The 13,865-nt window shown below is 48.2% G+C and carries 16 protein-coding genes; 13 read left to right on the plus strand and 3 right to left on the minus strand.

Features of this window, described 5'->3' with window-relative positions; translation table 11 throughout:
• Positions 1–13 precede the first annotated feature (13 nt).
• The 13 genes from atpA (at position 14) to Q9M42_RS05900 (ending at position 10,864) form a co-directional block, all read left to right on the plus strand.
• Entirely contained in the window at positions 14–1,522 is a 1,509-nt protein-coding gene (atpA, locus tag Q9M42_RS05840) for a F0F1 ATP synthase subunit alpha (RefSeq protein ID WP_322525572.1), read from the plus strand.
• 40 nt (positions 1,523–1,562) lie between these two features.
• Positions 1,563–2,429 (plus strand): ATP synthase F1 subunit gamma, encoded by an 867-nt coding sequence (gene atpG / locus Q9M42_RS05845; RefSeq protein ID WP_022794571.1) that lies wholly within the window; start codon positions 1,563–1,565, stop codon positions 2,427–2,429.
• A gap of 51 nt (positions 2,430–2,480) precedes the next feature.
• Positions 2,481–3,896 carry a F0F1 ATP synthase subunit beta gene (gene atpD / locus Q9M42_RS05850; protein WP_322525573.1) on the plus strand — a complete coding sequence of 472 codons (1,416 nt, stop codon included), beginning with the start codon at positions 2,481–2,483 and terminating at the stop codon, positions 3,894–3,896.
• A gap of 27 nt (positions 3,897–3,923) precedes the next feature.
• A complete protein-coding gene (locus tag Q9M42_RS05855; protein ID WP_322525574.1) occupies positions 3,924–4,328 on the plus strand; it encodes a F0F1 ATP synthase subunit epsilon in 405 nt (134 codons plus the stop codon).
• Positions 4,329–4,638: 310 nt separating this feature from the next.
• Complete coding sequence (locus tag Q9M42_RS05860; protein ID WP_322525575.1) at positions 4,639–4,914, plus strand: DUF1146 family protein; 276 nt, start codon at positions 4,639–4,641, stop codon at positions 4,912–4,914.
• Between the two features lie 38 nt (positions 4,915–4,952).
• Positions 4,953–5,081: a hypothetical protein gene (locus tag Q9M42_RS05865; protein WP_322525576.1), complete on the plus strand. Its 129-nt coding sequence runs from the start codon at positions 4,953–4,955 to the stop codon at positions 5,079–5,081.
• Positions 5,082–5,136: 55 nt separating this feature from the next.
• Positions 5,137–6,438, plus strand: a complete 1,302-nt coding sequence (gene murA, locus Q9M42_RS05870; RefSeq protein ID WP_322525577.1) for a UDP-N-acetylglucosamine 1-carboxyvinyltransferase — start codon at positions 5,137–5,139, stop codon at positions 6,436–6,438.
• Between the two features lie 232 nt (positions 6,439–6,670).
• Complete coding sequence (locus Q9M42_RS05875) at positions 6,671–7,459, plus strand: flagellar hook-basal body protein (protein WP_322525578.1); 789 nt, start codon at positions 6,671–6,673, stop codon at positions 7,457–7,459.
• Between the two features lie 43 nt (positions 7,460–7,502).
• Positions 7,503–8,327, plus strand: a complete 825-nt coding sequence (locus Q9M42_RS05880) for a flagellar hook-basal body protein (protein ID WP_322525579.1) — start codon at positions 7,503–7,505, stop codon at positions 8,325–8,327.
• A 33-nt stretch (positions 8,328–8,360) separates the two neighbouring features.
• Positions 8,361–8,615, plus strand: coding sequence for a DNA-directed RNA polymerase subunit beta (locus tag Q9M42_RS05885; protein WP_322525580.1), 255 nt, complete (start codon positions 8,361–8,363; stop codon positions 8,613–8,615).
• A gap of 22 nt (positions 8,616–8,637) precedes the next feature.
• Positions 8,638–9,060, plus strand: a complete 423-nt coding sequence (fabZ, locus tag Q9M42_RS05890; RefSeq protein WP_322525644.1) for a 3-hydroxyacyl-ACP dehydratase FabZ — start codon at positions 8,638–8,640, stop codon at positions 9,058–9,060.
• 362 nt (positions 9,061–9,422) lie between these two features.
• Positions 9,423–10,505, plus strand: a complete 1,083-nt coding sequence (locus Q9M42_RS05895) for a glycosyltransferase family 4 protein (protein WP_322525581.1) — start codon at positions 9,423–9,425, stop codon at positions 10,503–10,505.
• A 113-nt stretch (positions 10,506–10,618) separates the two neighbouring features.
• On the plus strand, positions 10,619–10,864 hold the full coding sequence (locus Q9M42_RS05900) for a GlsB/YeaQ/YmgE family stress response membrane protein (RefSeq protein WP_322525582.1): 246 nt from the start codon (positions 10,619–10,621) through the stop codon (positions 10,862–10,864).
• A gap of 40 nt (positions 10,865–10,904) precedes the next feature.
• Here Q9M42_RS05900 and Q9M42_RS05905 read toward each other — a convergent pair whose 3' ends face one another.
• The 3 genes from Q9M42_RS05905 to Q9M42_RS05915 form a co-directional block, all read right to left on the minus strand.
• Positions 10,905–11,762, minus strand: coding sequence for an alpha/beta fold hydrolase (locus tag Q9M42_RS05905; RefSeq protein WP_322525583.1), 858 nt, complete (start codon positions 11,760–11,762; stop codon positions 10,905–10,907).
• 139 nt (positions 11,763–11,901) lie between these two features.
• Positions 11,902–12,978, minus strand: coding sequence for a branched-chain amino acid aminotransferase (locus Q9M42_RS05910; RefSeq protein ID WP_322525645.1), 1,077 nt, complete (start codon positions 12,976–12,978; stop codon positions 11,902–11,904).
• Between the two features lie 231 nt (positions 12,979–13,209).
• Positions 13,210–13,707 carry a sigma-70 family RNA polymerase sigma factor gene (locus tag Q9M42_RS05915; protein ID WP_322525584.1) on the minus strand — a complete coding sequence of 166 codons (498 nt, stop codon included), beginning with the start codon at positions 13,705–13,707 and terminating at the stop codon, positions 13,210–13,212.
• Between the last annotated feature and the right edge of the window lie 158 nt (positions 13,708–13,865).

The following is a 13,865-nucleotide window of genomic DNA, read 5'->3' on the forward strand; positions in this document are numbered from 1 at the left end:
GGGGTGAATCCTGGTGAGTATCAAACCCGATGAAATTAGTTCTTTAATTAAACAGCAGATTGAACAGTTTGAAGCGGAGACAGAGTCCAAAGAAGTCGGCATCGTCATTCAGGTAGGGGACGGTATCGCCCGCGCCTACGGCCTGGACAACGCGATGGCCGGTGAACTTCTGGAATTCGAAAACGGCGTCATGGGTATGGCGCAGAACCTTGAAGAAGGCAACGTGGGTATTATTATTCTCGGTGCCTATGAAGAAATTCGTGAAGGCGACCAGGTCAAACGGACCGGCCGCATCATGGAAGTGCCGGTTGGTGAAGAGCTGCTCGGACGTGTAGTTAACGCCCTTGGCCAGCCTGTAGACGGACTTGGCTCTACAAACACGACCAAATCCCGTCCAATTGAAAGCGGAGCACCGGGAATTATGGACCGTCAGTCGGTATCCGAACCGCTCCAGACAGGTATTAAAGCCGTGGACACAATGATTCCTATCGGCCGCGGCCAGCGTGAGCTTATTATCGGCGACCGCCAGACCGGTAAAACGGCAGTTGCGATCGATACGATTTTGAACCAGAAGGACGAAGACGTTATCTGCATTTACGTAGCGATTGGACAGAAGGACTCCACCGTGGCAGAAGTCGTGGATACGTTCCGCCAGAAAGGCGCGCTTGATTACACGATTGTCGTAAACGCCGGAGCTTCCGAGCCTGCACCAATGCTTTACCTGGCTCCGTATGCCGGAGCTTCCATGGGCGAAGAGTTTATGTACAAAGGCAAGCACGTGCTTATTGTGTATGATGACTTAACAAAACAGGCGAACGCCTATCGTGAACTTTCCCTTCTCCTTCGCCGCCCGCCGGGCCGTGAAGCCTTCCCAGGGGACGTCTTTTACCTTCACTCCCGTCTGCTCGAACGTGCAGCAAAGCTGAGTGATGAGAGAGGCGCTGGTTCAATGACCGCTCTTCCAATCATTGAAACCCAGGCAGGGGACGTAGGTGCCTACATTCCAACAAACGTGATTTCCATCACTGACGGCCAGATCTTCCTGCAGGCGAACCTTTTCAACTCCGGCGTCCGCCCGGCCATCAACCCGGGTATTTCCGTATCCCGTGTCGGCGGCTCGGCTCAGACGAAGGCAATGAAAAAGGTATCCGGTACGCTCCGTCTGGACCTGGCCTCGTTCCGTGAACTTGAAGCCTTCTCCCAGTTCGGTTCCGACCTGGACAAATCGACGCAGGACAAACTGGCCCGCGGGGGAAGAACAGTAGAAGTACTCAAACAGGGGCTGCACCAGCCGCTTCGTATGGAGCTGCAGGTAGCAATTGTGTTTGCCCTGACAAGAGGCTTCCTGGACAACATCCCGACAGACGACATCCGCCGTTACGAAAAAGAACTGCTTGCGTATCTTGAATCAAGTCATTCAGAGCTTTTGGCAGGTATTCGTGACACTGGAAAACTTCCGGACGAAGAAGAGTTTAAACAGGCGATTCAATCGTTTGAGAAGTCATTTAACCCTTCAAAATAAAGAGTGCCGAACGTAAAAAGGTTCAAAAGGTGGTGAACAGATGGCTTCCTTAAAAGAAATTAAAGGCCGTATCCAGTCGACGAAAAAAACGAAGCAGATTACAAGTGCCATGGAAATGGTTTCTGCGTCGAAGCTGAATAAGGCCCAGCAAAATGCTCAGCGATATGAGCCGTATACGAAAAAAATTAAAGACGTTGTTTCCGGTATCGCTGCCGGCAGCAGCGGTATCTCCCATCCCATGCTTGAAGAACGGCCTGTAAAGAAGACCGGCTATATTGCCATATTTACAGATCAGGGGCTTGCAGGGGCATATAACTCGAACATTCTTCGGGACTTAATGCAAAAGCTGCGGGAGCGTCACCAGTCAAAGGACGAATACAGTGTGATTGTAATCGGCCGGACAGGGCGGGACCTGTTAAAACGTTACGGTATCCCGATGTTCGATGAAATTACGGGCCTGCCGGACCAGCCGTCCTTTAATGATATTAAAAACGTTACGCGTCTTGCCGTCGATTTGTACGCAAATGAAGACGTGGATGAATTGTATATCTGGTACAACCACTTCATTAACCCGATCCAGCAAAAGGTAACAGAAAAGAAACTGCTGCCGTTGACGGAGGAAGTAAGCGAAGAGGACAGCAAAGGCACGGCCCAGTACGAATACGAGCCTTCGCCGGAAGCGATTTTAAAGCAGCTTCTTCCGCAGTATGCGGAAAGCTTAATCTACGGCGCCCTGCTTGATGCCAAAGCCAGTGAGTTCGGGGCCCGGATGACAGCGATGAGTGCAGCAACCGATAACGCCAACAACATGGTCGATGATTTAACCCTTTCCTACAACCGTGCCCGCCAGGCGGCCGTTACGCAGGAAATTACCGAAATCGTCGGCGGTGCAGCTGCGCTTGAATAGAAGAATCATTTCGTCCGGCCGAGCCGGACAGTAAGGAGGGGAACAATTACAATGAGTGAAGAAAACGGTCGAATTACTCAGATTTTGGGACCGGTTATTGATGTTCAGTTCCCAAGCGGTCAGCTTCCGGAACTAAACAACGCGCTCCGCGTATCACAGCCGGCCACCGAAAATAAGGATGCAATTGAAGTTACTCTCGAAGTTGCGCAGCATTTGGGCGACAACTCTGTGCGGACGATCGCAATGTCTTCGACAGACGGTTTAATCCGCGGAACAGAAGTGACCAACACAGGAGGGTCCATTTCGGTTCCGGTTGGAAATGACACGCTGAGCCGCGTATTTAACGTTCTTGGTGAACCTATTGATATGAAAGAGCAGGTGGAGGACAGCGTCGAACGCAAGCCGATCCACCGTAAGCCGCCACAATTTGACGAGCTCGCTGTGGAAACGCAGGTGCTTGAGACAGGCATTAAAGTTGTAGACCTGCTTGCCCCTTACGTAAAAGGCGGAAAAATTGGTCTGTTCGGTGGTGCCGGCGTAGGGAAAACCGTACTTATCCAGGAGCTTATTAACAACATTGCCCAGGAGCACGGCGGGATTTCCGTGTTTGCAGGGGTAGGGGAGCGTACCCGTGAAGGGAACGACCTTTACTTTGAAATGAGCGATTCCGGCGTTATCAATAAAGCAGCCATGGTGTTCGGCCAGATGAACGAGCCGCCAGGTGCCCGGATGCGCGTAGCTCTGACCGGCCTGACAATGGCAGAGCATTTCCGTGATGAAGAAGGGGCAGATGTGCTTCTCTTTATCGACAACATTTACCGTTTCACTCAGGCAGGCTCGGAAGTATCCGCCCTCCTCGGCCGGATGCCGTCCGCCGTTGGGTATCAGCCAACGCTTGCGACTGAAATGGGACAGCTGCAGGAACGTATCACTTCCACGAAAAAAGGATCGGTTACGTCGATTCAGGCAGTGTATGTGCCGGCCGATGACTATACGGACCCGGCACCGGCAACAACGTTTGCCCACCTTGACGCGACAACCAACCTGGAGCGCCGACTAACAGAAATGGGTATTTATCCAGCTGTGGATCCGCTCGCTTCCACATCACGTGCGCTTGCACCGGAGGTTGTCGGTGAGGAGCATTACGATGTCGCCCAGCAGGTGAAACAAACTATCCAGAAATACAATGAACTTCAGGATATTATCGCCATCCTCGGTATGGAAGAGCTTTCCGAAGAAGACAAGCTCACGGTAAACCGTGCCCGCCGCATTCAGTTCTTCCTATCACAGAATTTCCACGTGGCAGAGCAGTTTACCGGCCAGAAGGGTACGTACGTATCCGTACAGGATACAGTGCGTGGATTTAAGGAAATTCTTGACGGGCAGCACGATGACGTACCGGAAGACGCCTTCCGTCTTGTCGGCCCGATTGAAGATGTAGTGGAAAAAGCAAAAACTATGTCCTAAGGACGACACGGAGGAGGGAGAACACAGATGGCAACGATGCATCTCAGCGTAGTGACTCCGGACGGGTCCGTCTTTGATGGAGAAGTAGAGATGGTCAGTGTTCGAGCGGAAAGTGGCGAAATGGGGATTCTCCCCGGCCACGTTCCAACCGTGGCTCCTCTAAAGATTGATGCAGTCCGCATTAAGTATGAAAATAAGGTGAAATTACTGGCTGTGAGTGAAGGATTCGTAGAAGTCCGCTCTGACGCCGTTAATATCCTGGCGGAATCTGCAGAAACTCCAGGAGAGATCGATCCGGAACGAGCCCGCATCGCCAAAGAGCGGGCGGAAGAACGCCTGGGCCGGATAAATGAAGAGGAAATTGACATCATGCGGGCACGCCTTGCGTTAAAACGGGCCAATACCCGCCTGAAGGTTTTCGAAGGCTCATAAAGATACACCTGAAGAACCGTTTTTCCAAAAGGAGAAACGGTTCTTTTGTTTTACATGCGTATGGTAACCGGCAGGCAATAGTGAAATTAAATAAAACAGTATCTTCCTTTTCTAAAGAAGATAGAACTATAGATGTTTGATTACGAATCCTTTATAATAAAACATGCTTATAGTTATACAAATTTTCATAAAAATAGTACAAGACCTCGTGACTCCAATGATCGCCGCACATAGTAGTAGAACCTTTGTCTCTTGTTTTCCCTGATGCATTTGATTATTCTGAAATGTGGCCCAAAATTTGCAAAGAACGTTGTACAGCAACAAAGAAAGGCATGATGGCATGAATCCGGACGGCCAGGAAGCACTAATACATATCCTGCTTCATCTCTCTTTTTTTATCCTGACCTGGTGGTGTCTGCAGGCATTTCGGTTTGACGTTTTTATCCGGAGGCCGGAAAGCCTGAAGGGAAGACTTCTGATTATATTGTTCGCTATTGCAATCAGCTACTCTGTAAGCAGCTTCTTTATCGATTATTTTGATTTTTCTTTGTATCTTCGTTACCTGTTTTTCACACTTTTGTCATAATAGATTACGAAAATGCGGGAGCGGGTAAAGGATTCTGTATGAAACTCATCGATGCTGCTGAAATGGACACGGAAAAACTGTCTCTTTACCCCTGTAACGTTTTGAGACGGGAAGCGACTAATGAAAAGGTTAGACAAATGAACGAAAGAAAAGCACAGCTCTTTTAGGTAAAGCACGCAGCACAAAAAGATAATATGCATAAGTATAGCGGAGGGAATTAAATTGGATAAAATTATTGTACAGGGAGGCAGACGCCTAAAGGGGTCCGTCAAGGCAGAAGGAGCAAAAAATGCGGTTCTGCCTGTTATTGCAGCTACTCTTTTGGCAGAAGAAGGGCAAAGTACACTTTATGATGTACCGCCGCTCGCAGACGTAGACACGATCTCCAATGTTCTGCGCCATGTCGGAACAGAGGTTAATTACGAACACCACCGATGGACGGCTGACGCTACCGGAGACCTTTCCACAGAGGCCCCGTTTGAGTATGTCAGCAAAATGCGGGCTTCGTTTCTCGTCATGGGGCCGCTTCTGGCAAGAAAAGGAATCGCCCATATTGCACTTCCGGGGGGATGTGCGATTGGCTCTCGTCCGATCGATCAGCACCTGAAAGGTTTTGAAGCGATGGGCGCCCACGTTGAGATCGGCAATGGTTATATTGAAGCGAAGGTAGAAGAACGCCTGCAGGGAGCACGCATTTATCTCGATTTTCCAAGCGTTGGCGCTACGGAAAATATCATGATGGCCGCTGCTCTTGCAGAAGGTACTACAACGCTTGAAAACGTCGCAGAAGAGCCGGAAATCACGGATCTTGCTAACTTTATTAACGCTATGGGTGGCAAAGTACGCGGCGCCGGAACCGGCACCATCCGCATTGAAGGTGTAGATAAATTAACCGGAGCGGAGCATACGATTATTCCGGACCGGATCGAAGCAGGCACCTTTATGATTGCTGCTGCGATCACCGGCGGCGAAGTATTCATTGAAGGTGCAATGCACGAACATTTACGCCCACTTGTAGCAAAAATGCGAGAAATGGGTGTGGAAATTGAAGAAAGCGATGCGGGCATGCTCGTCACCGGCCCAGATATTTTAAAGCCGGTTGATATTAAGACGATGCCGCATCCTGGCTTTCCAACAGACATGCAGGCGCAGTTTATGGCGCTTCTAACCCAGGCAAAGGGCACCGGTCTTATTACAGAAACTGTTTTTGAAAACCGATTTATGCACGTAGAAGAATTCCAGCGTATGAATGCAAGTATCAAAATTGAAGGGCGCACGGCTATCATCAGCGGTCCGAAAAAACTGCAGGGAGCTGAAGTGTCTGCTACCGATCTCCGTGCAGGCGCCGCTTTGATTGTTGCTGGTCTCGTAGCAGAGGGAGAAACAACGGTAACAGAGCTCCGTCACCTTGACCGTGGCTATGTAGACTTTCATAAAAAGCTTCAGAGTCTTGGCGCAAATGTAAAACGTGTAAATGCAGACGAGGAAGCAGACACTTCCTTGAAAACAGCCCAGCGCTCCTAAGTTTTGAATAACACAGGCCATCACTATTCAGTGGTGGTCTTTTTATGCTTTAAGAGTAGGTATATAGTATCCGTTGAAATAGGATATACTTCACTAAATGCAGGCTTATATTCCTCAGTTCATGCTTGTGTGGTAAAATAGAACTAATTATAAATGTATACGATTTGGAGAAGCAAGCATGCCCTGCCGGGTTTATATTCGGCCTACATTTACGGAAACGGGGAATACAATTATGCTGAGGGGTTTTTATAACGCTGCGTCGGGGATGACAGCCCAGCAAAGAAAAACGGATATGCTGAACAATAATATTGCCAACGCCAACACACCGGGCTACAAATCCGATCAAAGCGCGATCCGGACGTTTCCCCAGCAGCTGCTGCATGCGGAAAATGCAGGAAAAGGGCCGCATACGATCGGCTCACTTGGCACAGGCGTATACATGCAGGACCAGGCTCCTTCGTTTACTCCGGGAGAACTGCAGGAAACGAACGCGCCAGCCGATGTTGCATTGCTTGAGGCAGAGGTGCCGGATGAAAACGGGGCAGTACTGTTCACGGTCCAGGGGGAAGACGGAACGGCCTATACCCGGAACGGCAACTGGACAGTGGATGCAGAAGGGTTTTTAACGACAGCGGAGGGGCAGTATATACTAAGTAACGAAGGCGCGCCTGTGGAAACCGGAAACGAAAATTTTCAAATTACTGAAGACGGCACAGTGCTGCTTGAAAACGGCGGGGAAGCTGGTCAGCTGGGAGTGGCGTATGTACCGGACACCAACGATTTAGTCAAAACCGAAGCGGGTCTTTTTGAAGCGGAGGAGGAGCTTGGCGCTGCTGCAGGAAACGAAGACGTCCGCTATCAGATGAAACAGGGATTTCTCGAACAGTCCAATACCGATTCCACCCAGACGATGACAGAGCTGATGGAAGCGTACCGGATGTTTGAATCCAATCAGAAGGTGATGCAGACGTATGACCGCAGCATGGAAAAGGCTGTGAATGAAGTGGGGCGGCTTGGTTAACTATACTGGGAACACATAAAACAGAATTCAGGAGGAACACAGCATGTATTCGGGATTACGTATACCATTTCAATCCATGGGGTCTGTCCAGCAGCAGATGGATACTATCAGCAACAACCTCTCCAACGCGGAATCAGCCGGGTTTAAATCACGACAGGCGACGTTCAGCGAAATGATGTACCAGCAGGAGGACAACATGCCGATGCCGGAAAACGGTACTGGACGGCTTACTCCACCCGGAATACGGACCGGTGGCGGCGCAGCAGTCGGCCAGACAGCGCTTCGCATGGATCAGGGCTCGCTAAAAGAGAGCGAACGGGAACTCGATTTTGCGCTTGAAGACAGGGATGCTTTTTTCCAGATAGAAGCAGAGGACGGGGCAGTTGAATATACTAAAGACGGGCAGCTGTATCTGTCAGAAAACCCGGAAGTGCCCGGCAGCTATACGCTCGTTGATCAGAACGGCGGATTTGTACTAAACGAAGCCGGAGGAAGATTTGATATCCCGGCAGGGGCTTCGGAGTTTTCGATGCAGGAAAACGGGGAACTGACAGCTGTAACGGCGGCCGCTGACACAGTGAATCTTGGTTCATTTGGCGTAGTACAGGTGGAGCGTCCGCAGGCGTTAACGTCTGTCGGGGGCAATCGGTATCGTTTTGAGGATTTAGATGGACTCGGGGCAGCGGAAGATGATATGGTTATAGAAGCTGACCCGTCCAGCGTAAAGCAGGGGATGGTCGAGCAGTCTAATGTGGATTTATCGAATGAATTAGTAAATATGATGAATGCCCAAAGACAATACTCGTTTAATTCCCGCGCGTTGACGCAGGGAGACCAGATGCTTGGATTAATTAACAGTATTCGATAAGTCTTTGCGGTTAAGGGAGCATAGATAGTACATATGAACAATCAGGACAACCATACGAGGACTTCCAAACCGAATAGAAAAGAGCAGCTGAAAAGAGGCGCGCAAAAGGTGCGTGCTCGTCTTCAGCAACTGCTCTGGTGGCACTGGCTGATTATTATTTTAGTCCTGGCTTTTGTCTGCTCGATTATCGGCTTGATGATCGGCTATGCGGTCGGGGGAGGCAATCCTTTTCAGGCTTTAAACCCATCGACCTGGCTGGAGATTTATCGGTTAACCCGAGGAAATTAGCATAAAAAGTGAGGAAAAAATGATGCTTTCAACAGAACAAATCAAAGAGATTATTCCCCACCGCTATCCGTTTCTGCTTGTCGATAAAATTATCGAAGTAGAACCCGGAGAGCGGGCAGTAGGCATTAAAAATGTCAGCGCCAACGAAGAATTTTTCAATGGGCACTTCCCTGACTATCCAGTGATGCCGGGAGTGCTTATTATTGAAGCAATCGCCCAGGCCGGCGGCGTCGCGCTGATGCAGCAGGAAGACATGAAAGGAAAGCTCGCCCTGTTTGCAGGGATTGATGAATGCCGGTTCAAAGGACAGGTGAAGCCGGGAGACCAGCTGCGCCTCGAAATGGAGGTCACTAAACAGCGACGCTCCATCGTTAAAGGAAAAGGCACCGCTTCCGTGGACGGCAAGGTCGTTGCAGAAGCGGACCTGATGTTTGCGATTCAATAGTAAAAAGGACTGCAGCGACCGTTCAAGCTGCAGTCCTTTTTCGGTATGTGATTAATGAGACGGTTTATTTTCGTATGTTTAACACTGATCACAGCCCACCAGAATTTTCTAAAATTTTTAATTTTATTATGTTATAATAGATGAAGCAACTTTGAGACTAGTATTTCTATTTAGAGAGTTCTTAAGATATTTTGTTATATTCTTAAATTAATGAAACCTTTTATTTTAACTTACGTCTTATTCGTTAGGGAGATTAGATGAAGTTTTACCTAATTTCAAGAACGGGTATTGTAAGTTAAGAAAGATATGCCTACAATGAAATAGGTTTACAAAAGAGCAGAATAAAGTGGGTGAATGACTCAATGAGCCTTTGGGAGTACGCGATAGCTTTTGTAATAGCCTTTACTGTCGCATTGCTGACGAATCCCCTTATCATTCGTTACGCTGGTAAATTTGGATTTATAGATAAACCCGAAGAAAGAAAAGTCCACTTAAAGTCAATGCCCCGGGTAGGGGGACTCTCCATTATTCTTGGAACGATAGCTGGTTGTATCTATCTGCAGGTGGAAAGTGAATACCTTCCTCAAATTGGTATTGGGGCGGCTATGATCATAATAATGGGGCTGTTGGATGATCGTTTTACTTTAAATGCTAAATTAAAGTTTTTAATTCAATTAATAGCTGCGATAGTAGTAGTTAGTTCAGGTTTAACCATTGAATTTATAGAAGTCCCATTAATTGGCAGAGTGGAATTGGGTTTTTTAAGTTCTACAATGGCTTTACTTTGGATTATAGGTGTGATGAATTCCATTAATTTAATTGACGGTTTAGATGGATTAGCCGGGGGCATAGCTACAATTGCTATATCTACTATATTAGTAATGGCTATCATAGACCCGTTGGCACATGTAGCAGTCATTTCAATTGCTGTAGTATTAATTGCGAGCACAATGGCTTTTCTGATATTTAATTTTCACCCAGCCAAACTGTTTATGGGTGATACAGGTTCTTTATTTCTTGGTTATTCTATAGCAATAATCTCACTGATGGGTTTTTTCAAAAGTGTGACTTTGTTCAGTTTAATCGCTCCTGTATTAATTCTTGCAGTGCCAATATTTGATACGCTTTTTGCGATTATAAGAAGGTTTTTAAACAAGCAGCGTATTATGTCGCCTGACAAGGGACACTTGCACCATTGCTTGTTAGCAATGGGTTTCAGTCATAGGGCGACAGTTCTAATAATTTACACTATAGGTATCTTTTTTGGTGCTTCAGCGCTGCTATTTTCCAATGTCACATTATGGAGTGCTGTGATCATATTTATTTTCCTGTTGATTCTCATTCAATTGAGTGCAGAAGTAGTAGGTTTAATTGGAGCTAAAAGACAACCTCTTTTAAATATGATGCGTAGATGCACTGGCGGTTCACAAGAGATAAAAAAATAAGTTTGCCGGCTTTCGAAAAGAAAGGCCGGTTTTTTTGTATAAAAAGAGATTGGATATAAATTGTTACGGGAAAAAGAAAGTCTGGACGAGATAATGAAAGGAGAGTCAATGTAATGGGATTTATACTATTTCTTATCGTCGGCGGTCTGATCGGCTGGCTTGCCGGTTTAATTCTGGGCAAAGACCTCCCAGGCGGCATTTTGGGTAACATTATTGCAGGTATTATTGGTGCCTGGATCGGCGGGGCCATCTTTGGTTCTTGGGGACCGGTCATTGGCAGTATTGCGATTTTCCCGGCGTTAATTGGTGCGATTATTTTTGTCGTCATTCTAAGCTTTATTTTAAAAGCTATCCGCTAAACAATAAACGAAGCCGTCCTTTTATCGGGGCGGCTTCGTTTTATGACAGTGCGCGGTTTTTACTGATCTGCTGAAGAGCTGTATTGATGCCGAGAACCTCTGTCGCGATATGACCCATGCCGGGAAACGTTTCAAGGGTGGAGCGCTCGATATGGTTGGCAAGGTATACCGCGTGCCGGAGGGGGATAATTTCGTCTTCTTCACCCGCCCAGATGTAAGCCGGCGTGTCGATGTTTTCCAAATGGTAGGCCCAGGGTGTCATGAGCGTCTGGAGATCCCGGAGGAAGCCTTCAGCAGAATGGGCGGATTCCTGAACCGCAAACCTCCACTTATCCAGAATAAACGGAGTCACGTACTGCTGTTCTTCCCTGGAAAGCTGTTCGGATTCCGTCTGGAAGATTTTATCCTCCATATTCGTCTGCTCCCACCGGCTGCGTAAAAGCTCCGGCGCTTCCTGAATCGTTTGCAGCGGTGCTTTTAAGGAGGTATCGAGCAAACGAAACAATTCAGGATCCTCCGTGGGACCGAGTGAACCAACTAAATGGAGCTCGCTGATGCGCCCCTTCAGAAGACTGGTGCTGGTTGCTGCGTATGGACCTCCGCAGCCGACACCGATCAAGGAACAGCGCTGAATTTCAAAATGATTCATTACCTCATCGATGTCTTTGGAAAACTGCAGAAAAGTACCATGAGGATCAGGAGTGGACAGGCCGTAGCCCGGGCGGTCAACAGAAATAATACGAAGAGAGTTGGAAGCAGCAGCTTCTTCTCCAATTGCGGCTTCAAGCCGGGAGCTTCCGACTCCGTGTACATAAAGGACAGGTGTTCCGTCTGGATCACCGAACATGGAAATACTGAGCATACGGCCATCGCGTAAAGAAAGCGCTAATTGTTTCAATCCTTCCCTCCTCCTCTTTCCGTGCGGGTATCACTTGTAAAAGATGCGTAGGTATATTCTATCATACAATATGAAAAACGGAAGAATTTCATTCAGAACAAAACGGCCCTCCGTGATGGAGAGCCGTTGTTTATCCATTTTATACCGTCCGGGTCCAGTGCAGCACATCTTCCTTCTCTCCGGTCTGAATGCCGGTGATCGTATCGTATAGCTGCTTGGCCAGTGGCCCGGTTTCTTCATTATTGATTTTATAGGTCTGGGCGTCCCAGCGCAGCTTGCCTACAGGAGAAATGACCGCTGCTGTGCCGGTGCCGAAAATTTCCTCAAGCGTGCCTGCTTCGTATGCCGTACGTATTTCTTCCATATCGATGCGGCGTTCTTCTACAGGAATCTCCCAGTAATGCAGCAGTTCAATGACGGAGTCGCGGGTAATCCCTTCAAGAATACTTCCGTTCAGCGCAGGAGTTACAACCTTCCCGCTGATTTTAAAGAAAATATTCATGCTGCCTACCTCTTCAATATAGCGCTGCTCTACACCGTCCAGCCACAGCACCTGGTCGTACCCGGCGCTTCCGGCCTGCTCCTGGGCCTTCAGGCTGGCTGCGTAGTTGCCGGCGGTCTTGGTGAATCCGACGCCGCCGCGGACGCTGCGGACGAATTCGTTTTCCACATAGATGCTGACCGGCTTCATGGCATCGCCGCCACTGCCGTAGTAAGAGCCAACAGGCGTTAAAATAATCAGCAGTTTGTAGGAGGAGGACGGCTTCACGCTGAGACTTGCTTCCGTCGCAATTACAAACGGGCGGATATACAACGACTGTCCTTCTCCGCGTGGAATCCAGTCGCGCTCAAGCGAAACAAGCTCCTTTAAAGAATCTATCAACAGCTGCTCGTCGATCTCCGGAATGCTCATCCGGCGGTTGGACTGGTTCAGGCGTTCGAAGTTTTTTTCCGGGCGGAAAAGCATAATATTGCCGCCGGAATAATAGGCCTTCATTCCTTCGAAGACCGCCTGTCCGTAATGAAATACAAGACTCGAAGGATCCATGGTAAGCGGCTGATAAGGTACGATTCTTGGATCAATCCATCCTTCTCCCTCCACATAATCCACGACAAACATATGGTCGGTAAAGTTTTTTCCGAAAGCGAGCTGAGAAAAATCCGGCTTCGTTTTCGGAGATTTTGTACGTTCAATGGTCAATGACTCAGCCACAATAACATCACTCCTATGTATTTATCGTTCCATTTATTTCTCTACTGGTAACAGCATTTAAATTGTATCATACAAAGAAAAGTTCTATCCACTTGAAAGCCGGCGACAAGCGCTGTCCGCCTTCCGCGAAATGGTTTTTCATTTTGCAGGAAGGAGACAGCGACCTCGAGCCGGCAGTGGATGGAACTGGACAGATAGAAAAGCTTTCTCCACCTGCACCCCGCCTAAGGCACATCAACCCAGCTGCTTTTCATCAGCGTAGGCACGCAGCTTGCGCAAAGCGGATTTTCGCCATGATTTGACCGTAGAGGCCGCTACCCCGTGTTTCGCGGCAATATCACGTATAGGAAGGGAATATACGGAAAAGTCAATGAGCCAGGTTCGTTCCCGTGCCGAAAGAAGGGGAAAGTAAGCTTCAAGCTCAAAGCGGTCCTCCATTTCCGATGACTGTTCAAAGGGCTCGTGGTCATCAAACAGCTGATGCCGCTCGGAAAACCGTACTTCTTTGCGAAGCATCATCAGCATCTCCCCACGCACGAGGGTGAAAGCGTACGCCGGAAAAGCACCCTTTTCCGGAGAAAAGGTGGAGTAGGCCTTCCATAATCCTACGTATCCGGCCTGCATATATTCCTCCTGTTCTTGATAAATACGGAGGCGTGTAATCATTCGTTTGACGAGCGGAGTATATTTTTTATATGCTTCTTCAAATGAAGCAGGGATTGTATCAGTCAATGGTCTCTCCTGCGAAGCCGCGCGCGGTTCTTATTTATTCCATGGTAGATTCAGCATATATAAAAGCCGGAAATGCTGCCGGAGTGCTATGTATGGATACATCCTGCGCATTGCGTTGTATTATAGAAAAGAACAAAGCTGCCTGAGTATAGAAAACA

This window comes from Marinococcus luteus (assembly GCF_034497705.1).
In the GTDB taxonomy this organism is placed as follows: domain Bacteria; phylum Bacillota; class Bacilli; order Bacillales; family Marinococcaceae; genus Marinococcus; species Marinococcus luteus_A.

Excerpts from the sequence above, each read along its gene's own strand:
- Q9M42_RS05895 (WP_322525581.1), top strand. The coding sequence starts at position 9,423 with ATGAGCCTTTGGGAGTACGCGATAGCTTTTGTAATAGCCTTTACTGTC.
- fabZ (WP_322525644.1), top strand. The coding sequence starts at position 8,638 with ATGCTTTCAACAGAACAAATCAAAGAGATTATTCCCCACCGCTATCCG.
- Q9M42_RS05885 (WP_322525580.1), top strand. The coding sequence starts at position 8,361 with ATGAACAATCAGGACAACCATACGAGGACTTCCAAACCGAATAGAAAA.
- Q9M42_RS05875 (WP_322525578.1), top strand. The coding sequence starts at position 6,671 with ATGCTGAGGGGTTTTTATAACGCTGCGTCGGGGATGACAGCCCAGCAA.
- Q9M42_RS05900 (WP_322525582.1), top strand. The coding sequence starts at position 10,619 with ATGGGATTTATACTATTTCTTATCGTCGGCGGTCTGATCGGCTGGCTT.
- atpG (WP_022794571.1), top strand. The coding sequence starts at position 1,563 with ATGGCTTCCTTAAAAGAAATTAAAGGCCGTATCCAGTCGACGAAAAAA.
- Q9M42_RS05855 (WP_322525574.1), top strand. The coding sequence starts at position 3,924 with ATGGCAACGATGCATCTCAGCGTAGTGACTCCGGACGGGTCCGTCTTT.
- atpD (WP_322525573.1), top strand. The coding sequence starts at position 2,481 with ATGAGTGAAGAAAACGGTCGAATTACTCAGATTTTGGGACCGGTTATT.
- Q9M42_RS05865 (WP_322525576.1), top strand. The coding sequence starts at position 4,953 with ATGAAACTCATCGATGCTGCTGAAATGGACACGGAAAAACTGTCTCTT.
- Q9M42_RS05880 (WP_322525579.1), top strand. The coding sequence starts at position 7,503 with ATGTATTCGGGATTACGTATACCATTTCAATCCATGGGGTCTGTCCAG.